General features: G+C 39.8%; 18 protein-coding genes. 4 read left to right on the plus strand and 14 right to left on the minus strand.

Features of this window, described 5'->3' with window-relative positions:
* Positions 1–15: 15 nt before the first annotated feature.
* The 11 genes from uvrA to I2I33_RS11375 all read right to left on the minus strand — a co-directional run bounded on the left by uvrA (position 16) and on the right by I2I33_RS11375 (position 13653).
* Positions 16–2778: an excinuclease ABC subunit UvrA gene (gene uvrA, locus I2I33_RS11325; RefSeq protein WP_087420232.1), complete on the minus strand. Its 2763-nt coding sequence runs from the start codon at positions 2776–2778 to the stop codon at positions 16–18.
* 124 nt (positions 2779–2902) lie between these two features.
* Positions 2903–3343 (minus strand): 50S ribosomal protein L9, encoded by a 441-nt coding sequence (gene rplI, locus I2I33_RS11330; RefSeq protein ID WP_087420231.1) that lies wholly within the window; start codon positions 3341–3343, stop codon positions 2903–2905.
* Between the two features lie 21 nt (positions 3344–3364).
* Positions 3365–3634: a 30S ribosomal protein S18 gene (gene rpsR, locus I2I33_RS11335; protein ID WP_018336357.1), complete on the minus strand. Its 270-nt coding sequence runs from the start codon at positions 3632–3634 to the stop codon at positions 3365–3367.
* A gap of 3 nt (positions 3635–3637) precedes the next feature.
* Complete coding sequence (rpsF, locus tag I2I33_RS11340; RefSeq protein WP_204247534.1) at positions 3638–3985, minus strand: 30S ribosomal protein S6; 348 nt, start codon at positions 3983–3985, stop codon at positions 3638–3640.
* 220 nt (positions 3986–4205) lie between these two features.
* Positions 4206–5240, minus strand: a complete 1035-nt coding sequence (gene mltG, locus I2I33_RS11345; protein ID WP_087420229.1) for an endolytic transglycosylase MltG — start codon at positions 5238–5240, stop codon at positions 4206–4208.
* Positions 5241–5252: 12 nt separating this feature from the next.
* On the minus strand, positions 5253–6299 hold the full coding sequence (locus I2I33_RS11350; RefSeq protein WP_087420228.1) for a nucleoid-associated protein: 1047 nt from the start codon (positions 6297–6299) through the stop codon (positions 5253–5255).
* Between the two features lie 5 nt (positions 6300–6304).
* Positions 6305–7906 carry a DUF3078 domain-containing protein gene (locus I2I33_RS11355; RefSeq protein WP_087420227.1) on the minus strand — a complete coding sequence of 534 codons (1602 nt, stop codon included), beginning with the start codon at positions 7904–7906 and terminating at the stop codon, positions 6305–6307.
* A gap of 13 nt (positions 7907–7919) precedes the next feature.
* Positions 7920–8729, minus strand: a complete 810-nt coding sequence (locus tag I2I33_RS11360; RefSeq protein WP_087420226.1) for an SDR family oxidoreductase — start codon at positions 8727–8729, stop codon at positions 7920–7922.
* Between the two features lie 188 nt (positions 8730–8917).
* Positions 8918–10141: a tetratricopeptide repeat protein gene (locus tag I2I33_RS11365; RefSeq protein ID WP_027202448.1), complete on the minus strand. Its 1224-nt coding sequence runs from the start codon at positions 10139–10141 to the stop codon at positions 8918–8920.
* Between the two features lie 43 nt (positions 10142–10184).
* Positions 10185–12695, minus strand: a complete 2511-nt coding sequence (gene gyrA / locus I2I33_RS11370; RefSeq protein ID WP_087420225.1) for a DNA gyrase subunit A — start codon at positions 12693–12695, stop codon at positions 10185–10187.
* Between the two features lie 196 nt (positions 12696–12891).
* On the minus strand, positions 12892–13653 hold the full coding sequence (locus I2I33_RS11375; protein ID WP_087420224.1) for an MBL fold metallo-hydrolase: 762 nt from the start codon (positions 13651–13653) through the stop codon (positions 12892–12894).
* A gap of 123 nt (positions 13654–13776) precedes the next feature.
* On the opposite strand from I2I33_RS11375, the gene I2I33_RS11380 reads away from it, so the two are divergent.
* The gene (locus I2I33_RS11380; protein ID WP_209279499.1) at positions 13777–14484 is read left to right on the plus strand and encodes an SAM-dependent methyltransferase; all 708 of its coding nucleotides are present in this window, start codon (positions 13777–13779) and stop codon (positions 14482–14484) included.
* A gap of 14 nt (positions 14485–14498) precedes the next feature.
* Complete coding sequence (gene thiD / locus I2I33_RS11385; RefSeq protein WP_087420223.1) at positions 14499–15305, plus strand: bifunctional hydroxymethylpyrimidine kinase/phosphomethylpyrimidine kinase; 807 nt, start codon at positions 14499–14501, stop codon at positions 15303–15305.
* A 131-nt stretch (positions 15306–15436) separates the two neighbouring features.
* On the opposite strand, the gene I2I33_RS11390 is transcribed toward thiD, so the two are convergent.
* The 3 genes from I2I33_RS11390 to I2I33_RS11400 form a co-directional block, all read right to left on the minus strand.
* Entirely contained in the window at positions 15437–16021 is a 585-nt protein-coding gene (locus I2I33_RS11390) for an alpha/beta hydrolase (protein ID WP_118302384.1), read from the minus strand.
* Between the two features lie 158 nt (positions 16022–16179).
* The gene (locus I2I33_RS11395) at positions 16180–16728 is read right to left on the minus strand and encodes an NADH peroxidase (protein WP_087420221.1); all 549 of its coding nucleotides are present in this window, start codon (positions 16726–16728) and stop codon (positions 16180–16182) included.
* Between the two features lie 17 nt (positions 16729–16745).
* Entirely contained in the window at positions 16746–17183 is a 438-nt protein-coding gene (locus I2I33_RS11400; protein WP_087420220.1) for a Fur family transcriptional regulator, read from the minus strand.
* Between the two features lie 167 nt (positions 17184–17350).
* Here I2I33_RS11400 and I2I33_RS11405 point away from each other — a divergent pair, with 167 nt between their 5' ends.
* Together I2I33_RS11405 and I2I33_RS11410 are read left to right on the plus strand one after the other, a co-directional pair.
* A complete protein-coding gene (locus tag I2I33_RS11405; protein WP_140402556.1) occupies positions 17351–17680 on the plus strand; it encodes a hypothetical protein in 330 nt (109 codons plus the stop codon).
* Between the two features lie 59 nt (positions 17681–17739).
* Entirely contained in the window at positions 17740–19875 is a 2136-nt protein-coding gene (locus tag I2I33_RS11410) for a TonB-dependent receptor (RefSeq protein WP_087420219.1), read from the plus strand.
* The last annotated feature ends 18 nt before the right edge of the window (positions 19876–19893 follow it).

The following is a 19893-nucleotide window of genomic DNA, read 5'->3' on the forward strand; positions in this document are numbered from 1 at the left end:
AATGAGCAATATCTGTTATTTATTCTCCTGCAATTTCTCTGCAAGATATTTCCCGGTATAAGAGGCTTCACACGTTATCAATTCCTCCGGTGTACCCTCGAAAACGAGATACCCGCCTTCACTTCCACCTTCCGGTCCCAAATCTATAATATTATCGGCACATTTGATCACATCCATGTTGTGTTCAATAATTAGTACCGTGTGTCCTCGCTCTATCAAGGCATTCAGAGAATCCATCAATTTATGAATATCATGAAAATGTAATCCCGTGGTCGGTTCATCAAACACGAAAAGGGTAGGTTCCGCGTTTTCCTGGCTAAGATGGTAAGCCAGTTTTACTCGCTGGCTCTCTCCACCGCTCAACGTGCTGGATGCCTGGCCTAATTTTATATATCCCAAACCTACATCGATTAATTTTTGCAGTTTGCTAACGATACTGCGCTCACTATGACTTGTCCCGGAAGAGAAAAATTCAACTGCCTGGTTCACGGTCATCTCTAAAATATCGTATATATTCAGGCCCTTGTATTTTACTTCCAGAACTTCATCCTTGAAACGTTTTCCTTTACAATGTTCACATTCCAAGTAGACATCTGCCATAAATTGCATCTCGACCTTGATGATTCCTTCCCCCTGACATTCTTCACAGCGACCTCCCGGCACGTTGAAAGAAAAATGTGCCGGTTTGAAACCGTTCAATTTCGATAATTTTTCGTCAGCAAATATTTTACGTATATCATCCCACGCTTTCAGATAAGTAACCGGGTTAGAACGAGAAGATTTACCAATCGGATTCTGGTCAATAAATTCCACTCCATGAATAGAATCCACGTCCCCGCTTAAGCGGTTGAAACTTCCTGTACGGTCGGAATAGTCTCCATAATATTTTTTCAAAGCTGGAACCAGAATTGTCTTGATCAATGTACTCTTGCCCGACCCACTGACCCCGGTCACGGCTGTCATTATCCCCAAAGGAATTTTGACATCAATATTCTTAAGGTTATTTTCTGTGGCACCGGAAAGGAGTATGTAACGATTTGATTTTCTCCTTTTTGCCGGAACAGGAATATTCTTTTTTCCATATATATAATCTGCCGTAAGAGTGTCCGCTTTCTTCAAGTTTTTCAGTGTTCCCTGGTACACGATTTCTCCACCCAATCTCCCGGCCAGGGGACCAACATCAATAATTTCATCCGCGGCTTTAATAATATCCTCGTCATGTTCGACTACTACCACGGTGTTACCAATATCACGAAGACGATGAAGTACCTGTATCAAGCGATCCGTATCCCGGGAATGTAACCCGATACTCGGCTCATCCAAGATATACAAGGAACCGACAAGAGCTGAACCCAACGAGGTCGCCAGATTGATACGTTGCGACTCTCCACCGGATAATGAAGAGGATAAACGATTTAGCGTCAAGTATCCAAGACCAACATCCAATAGAAAATCAATCCGGTTATGAATATCCGGAAGGACTCGTGCGGCAATCGTCTTATCGTGTTCGGATAACTGAAGATTGTCAAAATAGACTTTCAGTTCCGAGATGGGCATATCCACGAGTTCCGTGATGGACCGGTTGTTTATTTTCACGTACGTGGCTTCTTTTTTCAAACGAGTCCCGTGACACACCGGACATTTGGTCTTTCCCGTGTATCGGGCAATCATTACACGGTTCTGTATTTTAAACTTTTTGGACTCTAGGTATTCAAAAAATGCGTATATCCCGTTTTCACTATTCCAAAGAAGATCTTTCTCCTTGGCCGTCAGCTCAAAATAAGGGGTATGTACCGGAAAATTTATCTTGTGAGCGTGTTGTACGAAAAAATGCTTCCACTCGCTCATTTTTTCTCCCCGCCAGCACATAACCGCATCATCGTAAACACTTAATGATTTGTTGGGGACCACGAGATCCTCGTCGATCCCGAGTATCTTCCCGTATCCCTCACATTTCGGACAAGCTCCGATGGGGGAGTTAAAGCTGAACGTGTTAATGGTCGGTATTTGGAATTCAATACCATCGGCCTCAAATTTATTTGAGAACGAACGTGTTACTCCATCAATATCAATGTAGCAAGTACCGTTTCCCTCGTAAAGGGCTGTCTCAACGGAATCCTTGATCCGGGATACCGTGTCTTTCTCGTCATTTATCCGGGTCCGGTCTATCACGAGAAACATCTCTTTCGAAGAGTCTACCGGAATATTTTTCTCGATCAAGTCGGAAATTCGTATAAACTCATCCCCGTATTTTATTCGCGAGAATCCCTGACTAATCAAAAGAGGAAGATTTTCATTTGTCGTCTCGGCTAATTTTGCCATGATAACAACCGTCTGATCGGTATGCCCTTCCAGAATATACGAGTAAATATCATCCACGCTATGACGCTTAACTTCTTCACCCGAAATAGGGGAGTAGGTTTTACCGATTCTGGCATACAACAGTTTGATATAATCGTAAAGTTCCGTGGATGTCCCCACGGTTGAACGCGGGTTCGAGGTATTCACTTTTTGCTCGATCGCCACGGCAGGCGGGATTCCTTTAATGTAGTCACATTCCGGTTTATTCAATCTTCCCAAAAACTGACGCGCGTAGGAAGACAAGCTTTCAACGTAACGTCTTTGTCCTTCTGCATATAACGTGTCAAAAGCCAGTGAAGATTTACCACTTCCGGAAACTCCGGTAATCACGACAAACTGGTTTAACTTGATATTCAGATCTATATTTTTCAGGTTGTGAACCCGTACTCCTTTCAACTCAATGCTCTGCTTACTCATATATGTCCTTCCAAAATATATACAAAGATAAGACTTTTCGTAAAAAAAGCACCCTTTGGGGGTGCTTTTAGCGTTTGGAATATGTTTGGAAATACGTTTAAGTCTTGTTAATGACTCGTTTTAATTATTCGGAAACTACTTCGAACTCAACATCAACTTTCACTTCTCTGTGAAGTTTGATAAGAGCGGTGTAAGTTCCAATCTCTTTTACATCTTTCAGCACGATCTTCTTCCGGTCGATGTCGAAACCTTTCTCCTTCAAACTTTCAGAAATCATGATGCTGTTAACAGAACCGAAGATCTTACCGGTAGAGCTGGTTTTAGCTCCAATAGTAAGTTTAACCTCAGCCAATTGTGCTGCTATTTCTTCTGCCTCTGCTTTCAGTTTAGCTTCTTTGTGAGCTCTTTGTCTTAAATTTTCTGCAACAACTTTTCTTGCTGAAGGTGTTGCTAAAATAGCGTAACCTTGAGGGATAAGGTAGTTACGTCCGTAACCTTGTTTTACATCAACGATGTCATCCTTATGTCCTAAGTTTGCTATATCTGTCAATAATATTATCTCCATTTGTGTCCTCCTTCCTTAAAATTATTTCATCAAGTCGGTTAAGTAGGGCAACAAAGCAAGATGTCTTGCTCTCTTCACAGCGGTTGCTACTTTCTTTTGGTACTTTACAGAAGTCCCGGTAATTCTTCTAGGAAGAATCTTTCCTTGTTCATTCAAGAATTTCTTTAAAAATTCCGGATCCTTGTAGTCGATGAATTTGATTTTTGCTTTTTTGAATCGACAGTACTTTTTCTTTTTGATTTCAACCGTTGGGGGGGTTAAATATCTAATTTCGCTTTCGTTCTGTGCCATGGCTTATTTCTCCTCTTGTTTTACTTGATTTTTAGCTCTTCTTTTCAATGCATACTCGTAAGCATACTTGTCTAATCTGAACGTCAAGAAACGAATCACTTTTTCGTCACGTCTGTAAGAAGTTTCCAGTTTGTCAACTAGAGAACCTTCTCCTTCGAATTGGATTAAGTGATAAAAACCTGTCGTTTTCTTTTGGATTGGATAAGCCAGCTTGCGTAGACCCCAAGCCTCCTCGTGCTCGATATTACCGCCATTTTCGGTAATAACAGCCTTGAATTTTTCTACCGCTTCCTTTACCTGTATTTCAGATAAAACGGGAGTTGTGATGAAAACGGTTTCGTAATGATTCAACATAACTGATTGTTTATTAATACATTAATGTAATAAAAATTTATTTATCGCCCGCAAAGTTACTACTTTCCTTCGGATTTACAAAGAAATTTACCATTTTAGATTTTAGATCCTATTAATTTCGTGATTTAGCGATTATAGATTAAGTGATTCACACCCATGATCTAACGCTTGTTTTCAATCACTTGGTCTCAATATCAGCAATCTCAGAATCTTTCATTTACCTCCATATTTTCCGTTTATTCAATTCTTGATGGTACTCCCGGGCATAAATATTATGCTGCCGAAGTGTTTTCGAGAAATTATGATACCCGGAAAAGTCACTTTTAGCGCAGAAATACAGATAATCATGTTTTTGATAATTCAACACGCTATCAATGACCTTGATGGAAGCCATCCGGATCGGTCCCGGGGGAAGTCCGGCGTACATATACGTATTATAAGGTGAATCAATCTTCAAGTAACGATCTAAGATACGACTTATCGTGAAATCTCCCAACACAAATTTTAGTGTCGGGCAAGCATCCAATTTAATTCCCCGGTTCAACCGATTGATGTAAACGCCGGCGATGACTGGGTATTCTTCCGGTTTCACGGTCTCTTCTTCGATGATAGAGGCTAACGTGATCACTTCTTCCGGGGAAAGCCCAATTGCAGATGCTTTTGCCATTCGGTCTTCATTCCAGAAACGATGGTATTCTCTTTTCATTCGTTTCAACAAATCAAGAGCCGGGGTATTCCAATAGATCTGATAGGTATTAGGGATAAACATGGCCATAATCGTAGTAGAATCAAATCCTAAATCGGCAAGCACATCAGCATCTTTCAGTAGCGTTAGCAATTCTTCTTTGGAAGTACCTAATTCTCCATGAGCTTGCTCGGCAAATTCAGCCAGCGTTCGCATATTATTAAACGTGAAGTAAACCGGGTATTGGTTACCGGAACGGAACATGTTGATCAACTCATTATTATTCATCCCGTCCTGAATTTTATATCTTCCGGGTTTCACGGGTGAAGAAAATCGTTTTAGCTTGGCAACCATGCTGGGGGTGTGCGTATTTTCAATATACCCATGTCGTCGCAAGGAATCAAGCACTTGTGATATAGTGCTACTATCGCGCAAGTAAACAATACCGTCATCTTTGACACTCGTGTTTGGAGCTAGAATATAGTAATATCCCAATCCCACACAAGCGAGAAAGATTATTGCCAGTACTCCTAATATGATAACAAATCTCCTGATTTTTTTATTCATAGGCAGGAAGTGTTAGTTTTCTTCTCTAAAATACAGCTTGTAATAATTCATATCCCGGTCCGAGTCATACCCTTTTTCGATGTATTTTTTTTGTCCGTGAATATAAACATGAAAGTTCTTGTCCAATTTCAACACGTGTTTAAAGTATCTTTTTTCGTCTTTTACCGCACTATTTGATACATCAAACTGGTCTTTTAACGCGAGTTCGTTCTTTTCTTCATAATAGTTTTTGAAATTCTCAAAAGCATCAATAATCTGCGGGTCGGAAACAACTTCCTCTTTGAACAAGTTTTCATTGAAAGTATCCGCTTTTTTGAAATAATCAATCGAACGGTTAAGCATATCGATCTGGTCTGCTTTGGGAATATCATTTTCCTGATTATAAACCTCTTGAACAAAATCTTTGCAGAGTTTCAAGTAATTGGATGTCTGGAAATAGTTATCTTCGCATTGTTCCAATCCCAAGAAATCGGTCGTCCAGTAAACAGCCTCCGTGGAGTTTGTCTTGTCCAAAATACTTACCCGGTAACCGTTTTCACTCTCGACATTGAAGACCAAACAAGCTTTATCCAGTTTTTTGATATTAATACCCGATTCGCTTTCCAGTTGATAGCTATTATCATTCATGATAATTTTCAAGAAAGTATCTTTCGTTTCTGATTTAAAAATACCGATAGCATCACAAGGGCCTTCTTCCAGCACGCAATTCTTGAAATGGACCATGTATAACTCTCCGGCTTTTATGTTTGGATGGTTTGACTGGTCGAATAAATGTTGAGCGATATTCAACGAAGCCTCGTAAAAATTCGTGTTATCCTCGAAAATAGAATTAACCGCATTGTACACCAGATTGTGATATAAATTATCTTCAATAGGTGCAAACCGGTAATAGGCGTCCTTCTTAAAAGGTGCAAGAAAATAGCTTTTAAGTAGGTTGTGAACATCCATATCATCCGGTAAAAAGCAAGATTCGGAGAGACGTAATTTTCCGTCCTCGTATTTATTGCCGATGTCATGGATCACGATATTATTGATCTCACAGGATTCAAAATTCATCATATGCTTTAAAATCTAAAATATACTCCTAAGTTTAATGTTTGTTTCAATTGTATCTTTTTCGAATCATTCTGGTTATAAACAGCATTAGCATAGACGGAAGTCTGCATGAAATAATTGATTTTAAAGTTCAGCGTTAACCGCCAGTCTAATGTCAATTTTTCCGGTTGTTCATAGTAACTGGAAAATATAATCAGATGATTGTCTATTTTCAGGAACTTGAAAAGTTCATGCTGGTTTTTTAATTCAATTTTAGCACCCGCATCACTTTTAAATTTTTTTCCTGTTTCCAAACCGTAACGGCTGGGAGCAACGAGGTTTGTATCACGCATATATACCCATTGTCCGGCGATAGGGGACAGGTATAAAGAAATGTTATTTTTGGGTTTATAGTCCAAACCTAGAGATAAGGTAAAATTTCCCGGAGTCAAAAAGGCTGCAATAACCTCTTTGTCCGGATTATTCTTTGTCTTGAACAATACGGTATTCATATCGAACTGTGTGGCGTAATTCCAATGTTTAAAAGCCTTTATTCCCAGTTTCGATTGGAGTTCCAACTTATCTTCATTTTTACTCAAATCTTCGCTACCGCTTTTTAAGGCTCCCAAGCGATAACGGATCGAGTTTTCCCACGTCGTGTTATTCTTTTTATACGTTGCAAAATACTTTATATCGGAGAGAATTGACAGAGAGTTTTCACCGCCACTGGCCCAGTTACTACTGATAAAACCCTGTCCGAAAGAGAAGGTTACGTCAGAATAGTACATCCAGCGCCTTTTGGTTATTTTTCCAATTTTCATTTCCGATAGTACAAAATACATTGAGTCAGGGGCTTCCAGAAGACATTCCTCAACAATTTCTTTAGGCTCTGAATATTTCTGATATTGATAAACATTTTCATCCAGGAAGAATTTCAGTTGATTTCCTCGCGGCATTACCTTCACCCAGGTTCCTATGGTGTCACCAATAAAATTCTCTGCCATAAAACGATAATATTGTGTTTTACCGGTATTAAGCCACAAGTTTTTAGGACGATTAGAGGCTGATAGTAAGGTGATTTGTACGGAATCACGACTTTTCTCCTTCAACCATTGATAATTCACGTCCTGATCCATAAAAGAGAGTAAGGCTTTCAAGTTCTGGTTCAACAGTTTATCGTATTGTACGGAATCTTCCGGGTGTTCTTTATAAAAATCGACACTGTCTCTTTTAATACGATCTTCAATTTGACGAATCGCTTCTTCTTTTGCCTGTACCGTTTCAAAGTAGTTTCTCACGTAATTGAGCATATATTTAATATGTTCGTTTTCAGCGTAATCACTTAACGTGTTGATGGCCTTGTATAACTCATAATATTTCATTCTTTCTTTCTTCAAGTTATCCAATGCATAACGAACAAGCGGATCATCAATATGTTGATTTTTATGGCGTAAATAAATATACTTGAGCTGAGGCCGTGTATGATAAAGAGAATCTCTCTTGTTATGTTTCAATGGTAACACGTAAGAATGTGACAATTTAGGCACAACACGTATATGTTCTCTCTTCTGGGCAAAAAGTGAATTTATAGATAATAGAAATATAAAAGTAACAAGTACAAGATTCCTCATGTGCTTTTTTTCGTTATTTAAACGGTGAATCAGGTTCTTTAGCCATGTGGCTGTAAGCAAGTTTATCCAACAGGCTAGGGAACCACTTGCTTAAAAACACGGATATTTTTCCTTCAACCAGTGTCATCACAATTTCCCGTTTGCGTTTCACAACACCATTTACAATTATTTGAGCGCATCTTTCTGCACTCATCATTTTATTTTCTGCCCGCGGGCTATCGCCTTGTTGATGTCCGTCTGCTACTAAAGCTGTTTTTCGTATGTTAGACGCCGTGAATCCCGGAGCGGCAACAAGAACATGCAATCCTTTCTTTAAATTCTCAACTCGCAATGTATTCAAGAATCCGCGCACGGCAAATTTACTAGCAGAATATCCGGTTCTTCCGGGTAGTCCCAAGAAACCGGCAACAGAGATAATTCCGACTAAACTACCTTTTGTTTTTAATATATAAGGTAGAGCAAATTTGGTACAATAAACCGTTCCCCAAAAATTCACATCCATTAAACGCCGGATGACATCCAGTTCCAAATCTTCAAATAGCGCACGCATGGATATTCCGGCATTGTTTACAAGAACATCAATTTTACCAAATCGTTCAACAGTTTTCTCAACCAGATTTTTACAATCCAACTCCCGAGTAACATCCGTTTGAACGGAAAGGGCATCAATACCCCGAGATTTTAAATCTGTCTCGATTTTCTGTAATTCATCCAAATTCCGAGCTCCCATGGCAATTTTTGCTCCACGTTTTGCAAATTCATAAACAAGCGCTTTACCTATGCCAGAAGAAGCTCCTGTAATAATTACAACTTTATTTTGCATGAATAATTTTCTTAGATGAATGAAATATTTATTTTGTAACTTACAAATATAGTAACTTTTAAAGGATCATGAAAAGAAAAAGTACTCTTTTCTTCTATTATAATATTTGTCTTATAATTAACCTTATGTTAATATTTAAACACAAAAAAGAAGAAGGACGAATGTGTATCTCCTTCTTCTTGTGATATTTACAAGCTATTCAAAGCCTCCATTGTCTTGTCATACTTCTCTTGATAAACTTTATTTTTTGTTCTCAAGCGGAAATATAATTCTTTCAACGTAGTCAACGTATTCTTGTCATTAGGATTCAATTCTAATGCTTTTTCAAAATAAGGAATTACAGCCTCATATTTCTCCATAACCTTATCCAAGGCGGCGTTATATTCCTTTGCATCAACGATATCCTGTACAACTTTATGATCTTCAATAACCCGGTTCAAATGAATGTTACCCAAGTTATATTGTGCGAAGAAATCATTCGGATTCAGTTCCAAAGTCTTGATATACATTGCCTCAGCCTTTTCCGGTTGATTCAATTTTTCGTATAAAGATCCTTTAGCTCTGTAATATTCAGCTTTATTCGGCTCTTGTTTAATGGCAGCATCCAGGAACTCTTCAGCTTTAGCCGGAGTATCACCCATCAAGTAATAGTTGATTAACTCAACCAGCATATAGTTATCATCCGGATACAATTTGTGTCCTTCATGTAAGAAATTAACAGCTTCTTCCTGTTTTGCTTTTCCAGTAACAGAATCTCCGGCCTCGTTAGCGGCACGGCTTTGTCCTAAAAGGATATTTGCCACCATCGCATAAATCTTTCCGGCTTCATAATTCAATTCCAGAGATTTCTTATAGAATTTAATTGCTTCATCCAGATCTCCGGCTTTGTGTGCAGCAACTCCGGCATTATAGATAACGGTCGTGTCTACTTTTTGTGTTCCTAACGGGGATTCATTGATTTCCAATACTCGTTTAAAATTGTTTACAGCATCTTTAAAATCTTTGGTATCATCTGTTTTCATTCCTTGATTGTAACAAACAACACCTTGGTTAGTAAAGTCTATAACCAAGTTAGCATACTGGGTCTTTAAATCTTTCTCGAATTTATTCTTATCGTCCAGTTGGATAACTTTTTGATAAGAGTCCCAAGCTACACTTAACGGATCTTTGGAGAGTTTTTTGTAATTCTCATCCTGAGTTTCGAAAATCGCTTGATAGATTTGTCCTCTAACCATATAAGCTTTCGCCCAGTTTACGCAATTCTCATGGCCAATAGCTTCATCTATCAGCTCTTTCGCTTTATCCAGCTTTCCCTGCGTGAAAAAGCTAACAGCCGATGTTACTTTCCCCTTTTGCGCGAAAGATATATTCACGCAAAGCAGAAGGGCAATGATAAAAGATAGTTTTTTCATACGTTAAAAATTTGTGTTCCAATTAGATATCATGTGTAAATAATTATTCTTCATCATTCGAATCTGCTACTTCTGTTCCCTCCTGCCCTTCTTCCGGAAGATTCTCTTCTTTCGAAGCGGATACTTTCGCTACTGCTGCAATAGCATCATCATTTCTCAAATTAATTAATCTCACTCCCTGCGTGTTACGTCCCATAACTCTCAAGGTACTAACATCCAGTCTTATCGTCAATCCTGACTTGTTAATAATCATCAAGTTATCTTCATCCGTAACGTCAAGCAAGGCGATCAGGTTACCTGTTTTTTCCGTCATGTTGATGGTCTTAACACCCTTACCACCTCTATTGGTGATACGATAATCCTCGATACTGGAACGTTTTCCATATCCATTTTCAGACACAACCAACACGTCGGATTTACCGGATTCAATGCAAATCATACCGATTACCTCGTCTCCTTCGTTATCCAGCGAGATACCCTTTACCCCGGATGCAGTTCTACCCATCGGACGAACTTTTTCTTCCGGGAAACGGATGGCTTTACCGGATTTGACCGCTATCATGATGTCACATTTACCATTGGTCATTTTTGCATCCAACAGTTGATCCCCGTCTTTAATTGTAATTGCATTCACACCATTCGCTCTCGGACGAGAGTAGGCTTCCAAGGTTGTTTTTTTCACAATACCTTGTTTCGAGCATAATACAATATAGTTATTATTAATATACTCTTCATCTTTCAAATTGAGGATGTTGATATAAGCCTTCACCTTATCATCCGGCTCGATATTCAATAAATTCTGGATAGCTCTACCCTTGGATTGTTTAGTTCCTTCCGGGATTTCCCATACTTTCAGCCAGAAACATTTTCCTTTTTCAGTAAAAAACAACATAGTGTTATGCATCGTGGCCATAATCATGTGTTCAAGGAAATCTTCATCTCTCGTGGCAGATCCTTTCGAACCTACTCCCCCGCGATTTTGAACCTTGTATTCGGATAGCGGAGTCCGTTTGATATATCCCATGTGAGAAATAGTGATTACCATTTCTTCATCGGCATAAAAATCTTCTGGGTTGAATTCTTCAGAGGCATAAACGATGTCTGTTTTACGCTCATCGTTATATTGAGCTTTCACCTGAAGTAGCTCATCTTTGATAATTTGCATTCTTAATTCTAAACTAGCTAGAATTTCTTTCAAATGCTCGATCAATTTCATGATGTCGTCATACTCGGCTCTTAGCTTATCTTGCTCCAGACCTGTTAGTTGACGTAATCTCATTTCAACGATAGCACGAGCTTGTACCTCCGTCAAGGAGAAACGTTCAATCAAATTATTCTTCGCTTCCTCCGGAGTTTTAGATGCCCGGATAATCCGGATTACTTCGTCAATATGATCACTGGCAATGATCAAACCTTCCAGAATGTGAGCCCGGTCTTCCGCTTGCTTTAATTCAAATTGAGTACGCCGTGTAATGACATCATGACGATGTTCCACGAATAACCGGATCAAGTCCTTCAAATTCAACAAACGGGGTCTACCTCCCACGAGCGCGATGTTGTTCACCCCAAAAGAAGTTTGAAGAGCCGTATGTTTTAATAATGTATTCAGTACGACATTGGCAATAGCATCTTTTTTCAAATCAATAACGATACGCATACCGCTACGGTCGGATTCGTCATTGATATTAGAGATACCATCTATTTTTTTCTCGTTCACCAGATCAGCAATGCGAGAAATCAATTCTGCCTTGTTGACCATATAAGGAATTTCGTGAACGATCAGTTTTTCCCGGCCATGAGGAGTTGTCTCCACGGATGTTTTCGAACGCACAACCACGCGACCTCTTCCCGTGTGATATGCCTCTTTCACCCCGGCATACCCGTAAATTGTTCCTCCCGTAGGGAAATCCGGAGCTTTTATGATCTGGATCAAGTCATCTATTTCAATATCCCGGTCATCAATATAAGCACAAATAGCATCGATCGTGTCACGCAGATTGTGGGGAGGCATATTAGTAGCCATTCCAACCGCAATACCTGACGCACCATTCACGAGTAACAACGGAATTTTAGTGGGTAGAACGCTGGGTTCTTTTAATGATTCGTCGAAGTTCGGAATCATGTCCACGGTATCCTTATCCAAATCCACCAACGTGTCCTCGGTTACCTTCATCAAACGAGCCTCAGTATAACGCATTGCCGCGGGGCTATCTCCATCCACGGAACCGAAGTTTCCTTGTCCGTCAACCAGCGGATAACGTAAAGACCAACTTTGGGCCATACGTACCATCGCCATGTAAACCGAGCTATCACCATGAGGGTGGTACTTTCCGAGTACCTCTCCGACAATTCTCGCTGACTTTTTGAATGGTTTACCAGACGTAACACCCAATTCGCTCATTCCATATAATACCCTTCTCTGTACCGGTTTCAAACCGTCCCTAACATCAGGTAATGCACGCGACACAATCACCGACATTGAATAGTCAATGTACGAAGATTTCATCTCCTCCTCGATGTTGATCTTGATAATTTTTTCTCCGACGTTTTCCATTTATAATATTAAATTACACTATTAACGCATTGTTTTATAGGGCATTATTCTAAATTTCACCCCTATATTACTAAAATCCCACAAATGTAATAAAAACAGTGGATTAACGGAAATTTTAAGTCCTTTTTTATTCACATTCACTCTTGCCTTTCAGCAAGCATTTAACAAAAAGGAAACCGGAGCGAGTAATAAGATTTTAGAACTCAAATGATAACATATCATGAGCCAGTTGTATATTTTCAGGTAATTCCCGCGAGACCTCTTCGTGCAATCCCATCTGATGACCGATATGCGTGATGTAGGCCTGTTTCACGTGTAAGGTTTTCACTACATCAATGGCTTGATTCAGCGTAAAGTGAGAAAGGTGGACTTCTTTACGTAAGGCATTAATCACCATGTATTCGACGCCTTTCAGTTTTTTCATACTTGCCTCCGATATGAAATTCGCATCCGTGATATAAGCGAAGTTATCAATACGAAATGCCGTCACGGGGAGCTTGTAGTGCATCACCGTAATAGGTTCTATTTTAATATCCCCAATCCAGAATGGGGCTTCATCTATCACGTGAATGTTCATTTCAGGTACACCGGGATAACGGAATGCTGCGAAAGCGTAGTCATAATCCTTACTGATAACGTCTTTCGTTCTCTGGTTACAGTAGATGTCTACCTCGCCATTTTTGACCCAGTTAAAAGCCCGAATATCGTCCAGTCCCCCGATATGGTCTTTGTGTTCATGTGTCAGCAGCAAAGCTGTCACGTCCTTTACACCCGCCCGTAGCATCTGTGTTCGGAAATCAGGTCCCGCGTCTATAATTAGTTTTTTATCCCCAATATCAATCATGGCAGAACTCCTTAAACGCTTGTCATTCTCATCCGTAGATTGACAAACAGGACATTCGCAAGCAATAACGGGAACCCCTTGTGAAGTTCCACTTCCTAAAATCGTTACTCTCATCTGTTGAAGACTGAAAAATAATTATATTCTGACATCGAAAATTCCATACAGAACGTTTTATTGTGTCATGCAAAAATAATAAGATTCGGAATAATCCTGTATATTTGCCCCAAACATTTTATTATGGGAAAATTATATTTGATCCCCAATTTACTTGGGGAGACACCGATAGAGCGGGTTATTCCTGATGATGTAGTTCATATCATTAAGAATATCAAAGTTTTTGCAACTGAAAACGTGAAAAATACCCGTCGTTATTTAAAGAAAATAGATAAAGCGATAAATATTGATGAACTCGTTTTTTTAGACCTGAATGAACATTCGGACATAAAAGATATTGAAACCTATCTCCCCTATCTGGCCGATCAAGATATGGGGATTATCTCCGAGGCCGGATGTCCCGGTATTGCAGATCCGGGAGCCGAATTGGTAGCATTAGCCCATAAACACGATTATCAGGTAATTCCTTTAGTGGGTCCCTCTTCTATTTTATTGGCTCTGATAGCCTCCGGGGCTAACGGGCAAAACTTCTCGTTTAATGGGTATTTACCCATTGCTAAGCCTGAACGCATTAAAACGTTGAAAACTTATGAGAAACAATCTGCCGTGGAGAACCGGACACAATTATTTATAGAGACCCCCTATCGAAACGTGCAATTATTCGAGGATATGATAGCCACCTTGTCTCCCACGACACGCCTCACGATAGCCTGTGATATTACGACAGAAAATGAATACATAAAAACCATGTTAATAAAGGATTGGAAACACGTGAAACCGGATATAAATAAACGCCCGACGATTTTCGTGTTATATGCCCGATCATTCTAAACCTTTTATTTGTCATGAAAACCTACAAGAGAGTATTATCTATAGCCGGTTCCGATAGCGGTGGTGGTGCCGGAGTTCAAGCAGACTTGAAAGCGATCTCCGCCTGCGGGTGTTTCGCCATGACCGCCATTACAGCCGTAACAGCTCAAAATACATTAGGTGTGAGAGCCATTGAACCTCTTCCCGTGAATGTCATAGAGGCCCAGATTAGGGCTTGTTTAGACGATATTGGCGTGGATGCGGTAAAAATTGGTATGTTACATTCCGTGGAAGTGATTCAAGCCGTCACGAGAGTATTAGCCGATTACCCGATCAAGCACATTGTCGTGGACCCGGTAATGGTGGCGACCTCAGGCGATCTGCTTGTGCAGCAAGAGGCCATTGCCGTGATGCAAAAGGAATTATTCCCGTTGGCTACCGTGATCACTCCCAACCTTTACGAGATAGAAATTCTCACCGGAAAGAAAATAGGCTCTCAGGAAGATTTATATCTTTCCATTCCTGCATTGAAGAATATCGGTGCTCGCAATGTCTTATTAAAAGCCGGACACTTGGAATGTGAAGAGATAACAGATGTTTTAATTGATTGTGAGAATGATTTGGAATATCGTTATCCGGCAAAGAAAATAATCACCCCGAATACACACGGTACCGGGTGTTCTTTATCATCCTCCGTGGCCTCTTATTTAGCCCATGATTTTCCCTTGAACATAGCCGTGGAAAAAGCCTTGAATTATTTGCACGGGGCCATAGAAACGGCAGCCGGGTACCAAATAGGGCATGGACATGGAGCCATTCATCATTTTTACAAGTGGTGGTGAGCCTTTCAAATATGCTCGTTTATAGGTAAAACCCTAGTATAACGTTGTTATAACCCATAGATAAGGATAAATCTAACAATAAAGCCGCCTCTATCAACTAGAGCCGGCTTTTTCCTAATATAGTGTGATTGTCAATGTGTTTTAAACCAGCGGAAGACATTCCTTACCGTTTTATCCAGAACAAGAGGATCTTCAAAATATTGTGCATGAGTAACGGAACCTTCCCATATCGCTAATTTTTCCTCCGCACAGATTGTGTCGTACACGCGTTGAGCGGATTGGTACTCCTTTTCGTTTTCACCTCCGTGAATAACGATTGTTGGTACTTTTACTCGAGATGCCTCTTTGCGTTTGTAGCATCCTGCCACTAAAGCGATAGCTTTCAATCGTTTTTCCGCTTCTGTACTGGCCAGAACTTCATTCGTTCCGTTACATATTCCCATGGCGTACATTTTATTCGGATCAACTTCATCTTTCAAACTCAAATAATCAATGGCTGCTTTAACATTTTGAGTTTCCTCCATTCCTAAAACGACAAAACCATAGTTTGCCAATCGCGTGGCATATTGTAATAATACCGTGTTATTCGAGGCATCTTTGGGGCCTAAAACAAGTATTGCCGGTTTTTTACCCTTTTCTTGTGGATTACACAACCAACCTTTACTATCAATTCCTCTATCTGATAAAGTGACGTCTTCGCATCTATAAGTTCTCATACAATTCTCCGTGTTAAATTCAATTTCGAGTGTTATTACGGGAACTTATAAGGTAAAGTTACATAAAATACATATAAAAAATGTACTATTTTATTAACAAAAAGAGATCGTCTAAGCCTTGACGATCTCTTTAATCTTATAAAGTAACCTACAATAGATTACTTGAAGTAACGATTGTATAAACCTTCGAAACCTTTACCATGACGGGCTTCGTCTTTACACATTTCATGAACGGTATCATGGATAGCATCCAAATCCAATTTTTTAGCCAAGGTAGCAATACGTTTTTTATCCTCGCAAGCACCAGCTTCTGCCTCCATACGTTTTTTCAAGTTTGTTTTGGTATCCCAAACACATTCTCCCAATAATTCTGCAAATTTAGCCGCGTGCTCTGCCTCTTCAAAAGCATAGCGTTTGAAAGCCTCTGCAATCTCCGGATAACCTTCACGATCAGCCTGACGACTCATAGCCAAATACATCCCGACTTCTGAACATTCCCCGTTGAAATGCGCTCTCAATCCTTCGAGAACTTCAGGATCAACTCCTTTTGCTACACCGAGACGATGTTCGTCAACGAACGTCAAAGCACCTTCGGTTTCAACTAATTCTTTAAACTTGCTTTTCGGTTGTTTACATTGAGGACAGATTTCCGGAGCTTCATCTCCTTCATGAACGTAGCCACATACGGTACAGATAAATTTTTTCATAACGCACTTTTTAAATGTTATAATAATATGTTTTTTCTTTTCTCTTCGGCGCATTTTTTACAATACCCCTTGTAATAAAGATGAATTTCTGTAATAATCAATTCCCCTACTCCTTCCAATTGTATCGCATCCTGATTTTCAACCGGAAGATCATACACGCAACCACATCCCAAGCACATGAAATGAGCGTGACTCGACGTGTCAATATCGAATCGCACGTTTTTTTCATCGATCACGAGAGCTTTCACCGCACCTTGCTCCGTGAACAATTTCATCGTATTGTATATAGTCGTTTTAGACAAAGTAGGCATGGTCGGATATAAAGCATTATAAATCTCGTCAGCCGTCGGATGTACCCGGTGTGCCATCAAATAATCCATAATTGCCATTCTCTGCAAGGATGGTTTGATGTTATATTTTAGTAAATACTCCCGTGTTCCTTCAACTGTATTCATTGCTTATTTGTAATCGTTACAATTTTATATCGAGTGCAAATATCGTTATCTTTTTTATAAATGCAACATCTCGAATTGTATTTTGCAAAAATTTAGAACAGTTCTAATTAGTGATGTTCACATAGAATTTTGATCATCCCTATCTAATTATTTTATAGATTTGCACCATGTTTTTTATCGGACCATCGGCAAACATATTCGTTTATTTGCTTGTTTCAGCGTTCTTTGTGATATGTTTCTATGCACAAACTGAAATAAGACTCCCGGAAGGTATTCCGGGACAAGAAAGAATTATCGAATACCGGATCGGGAAAAACGAGATATGCTATTGCCAGACGATGGAAGACGAGGAGGTTATATCCTCTCCAAACTCTCCTTATTTAAAAATAACAGACGATCGATCGAAAACCAAACAATATGTCTATTTTGGTCACTATGACGATCCTAACCTTATATTATTAACACTAAGGGCTCCTCCCGCTATCCACTTGTCGTAATCCTTTAAGAGGAAAGAGTGGAATAATTCACGGGATATATTAATTTAAAACAACATCAAATGCGGATCATATATAGCATTCTGCTATTGACATTTATTTCCGGTCATTTGTTTGCGCAACGGTCCGAGACCGTGCAGACGAATGATTCTACATTCAGTGTCATTAAACAATTGAAAGAAGTCGTCATTACGGCTGAAAAGAGGGAATTATCCATTAGCGAGATTCCTGTTGCTCTTAGCGTGATTAGCGGGAAAAACTTGTTGAACGAGAATAATCCGGATCTCCGGAACCTGTCGGGAATCGTTCCGAATTTCTACATGCAGGAAGGTGGCTTGAAACTATCAACTCCGCTCTATGTTCGTGGAATTGGAACGGTATCCGGGACTCCACCCGTCGGTTTGTACGTGGATGGAGTTCCAATTTTTGACAAAAATGCTTTTATATTTGATTTGTATGACATTAGGCAAATAGAAGTACTGCGAGGCCCTCAAACAACCTTGTACGGTCGGAACAGTATCATCGGTTTGATTAATATTCGGACAAATCCTCCTGCGACAAAGTTTTCTTTGCAAGCAAAAGCTGGTGTTTCCAGTTATAATTCGCAGAATTACATGATTATGGCTAATTTGCCTATAAATAAAGTCCTGTATAACAAATTATCTTTTGCATATAATCGCACGGACGGATATTTCAAGAATGATTTTACCGGGGGAAAATCGAACAAGTCGGATTCATACGATATTCGTTACCAGGGAAGCGTGTTTACGGATGCAACATGGAAAGTGGCGTTTGGTCTGAACTATAACCATAGTTTTGATGATGGTTACGCTTATCATGCCGTTGATTCTTTAAAAGCACACCGCTATCGGGTTAATTATAACGCAGACGCATCCTATAAACGGGATTTATTGTCCACGTACGTGAACATTCAGAAACATTTTTCTCAAACTCTGTTGAACTGGATCACTTCCTATTCCCGGGCTAAAGATAAACAGGTTCTGGATGCCGATTTCACGTATCATGATGTATTTCAAAATGAAAAGGAATCGAAACAGGATCTGATCACGCAAGAGATTAATTACCAATCCTCCCAAGGCGAGAAAATCGATTGGACATTAGGAACATTCGGTTTTTACAAGGACCTGACGAATGATTACTTAGCCACTTTTGGTACGGAACGTCACTTACTTCTCCCGCTAGATTTGGATCAAGCGTCGTATTATAACAACACTTCGACTTGGGGAATTGCCGGATACGGGCAAGTTACCGTGAAAAATCTCTTGCCGGGGATGTTCGTTACTGCCGGAATCAGGTATGATTACGAGAAAGCGTCTCTCTCCTACCGGGACAGTTTGTTATTTCACGACGCAGACCAGTTTACCGGTTATCATGATTGGGATGAAAACCATTCTTACGCGGCTTGGTTACCCAAATTTTCCATTCTACAAAAATGGAACGAGCAGTTATCCACCTACTTGAACATATCTAAAGGATATAAAGCCGGCGGGTATAATATCATTTCAAACGAAATGACCACGCAGGTTGTAGAACTGGAATATAGTAAAGAATCCTTGTGGAACTACGAGCTTGGGGCTAAATACTTCAGCGCTAATGGACGGTTTAACTTGAACGGAGCGCTTTTTTATATTGATTGGAAAGATCAGCAAATCTTCGTCATGGAGATGATGGGGCCGATTATCAAGAATGCAGGAGACGCCCGCAGTATCGGTGCGGAGATTGATTTAAGTTGGGAATGTCTGCCACGATTGGTTTATTTCCTTTCCTCAGGATATAGTAATTCGGAATACTACCACCACTTAACCAAGGAATATGAGGGTAATAAAATTGTCATGGCCCCGGAATTCACGATGAACACGGGAGTATCGTATTCCAAGACAATCAAGTCCTTATTATTCAAATCTTTCACGGCAACTACGTCTGTTACTGGTTTCGGGACCCAATATTTTGACGAAGCGAATACCATGAAACAAGATCCCTATTTTCTTTGGAACATGGATTTGGGTATTTCCGGTAAACACATCGATTTCCACGTGTGGGGTAAGAACATTTTGGATAAAAGTTTCTTTTGCTATATGTTCAACAGTCCCGTGGGAAAGAACTTGCCGGAATACATGCAATCCGGACAATCCGGGGCTCCCTCTCGATTCGGGGCATCTATAACAATAAAATTATAAACAATCATTTTAAATTTA

Origin of the sequence: Butyricimonas sp. BSD2780061689_150309_C8, assembly GCF_015560935.1 — a bacterium.
GTDB classification, from domain to species: domain Bacteria; phylum Bacteroidota; class Bacteroidia; order Bacteroidales; family Marinifilaceae; genus Butyricimonas; species Butyricimonas paravirosa.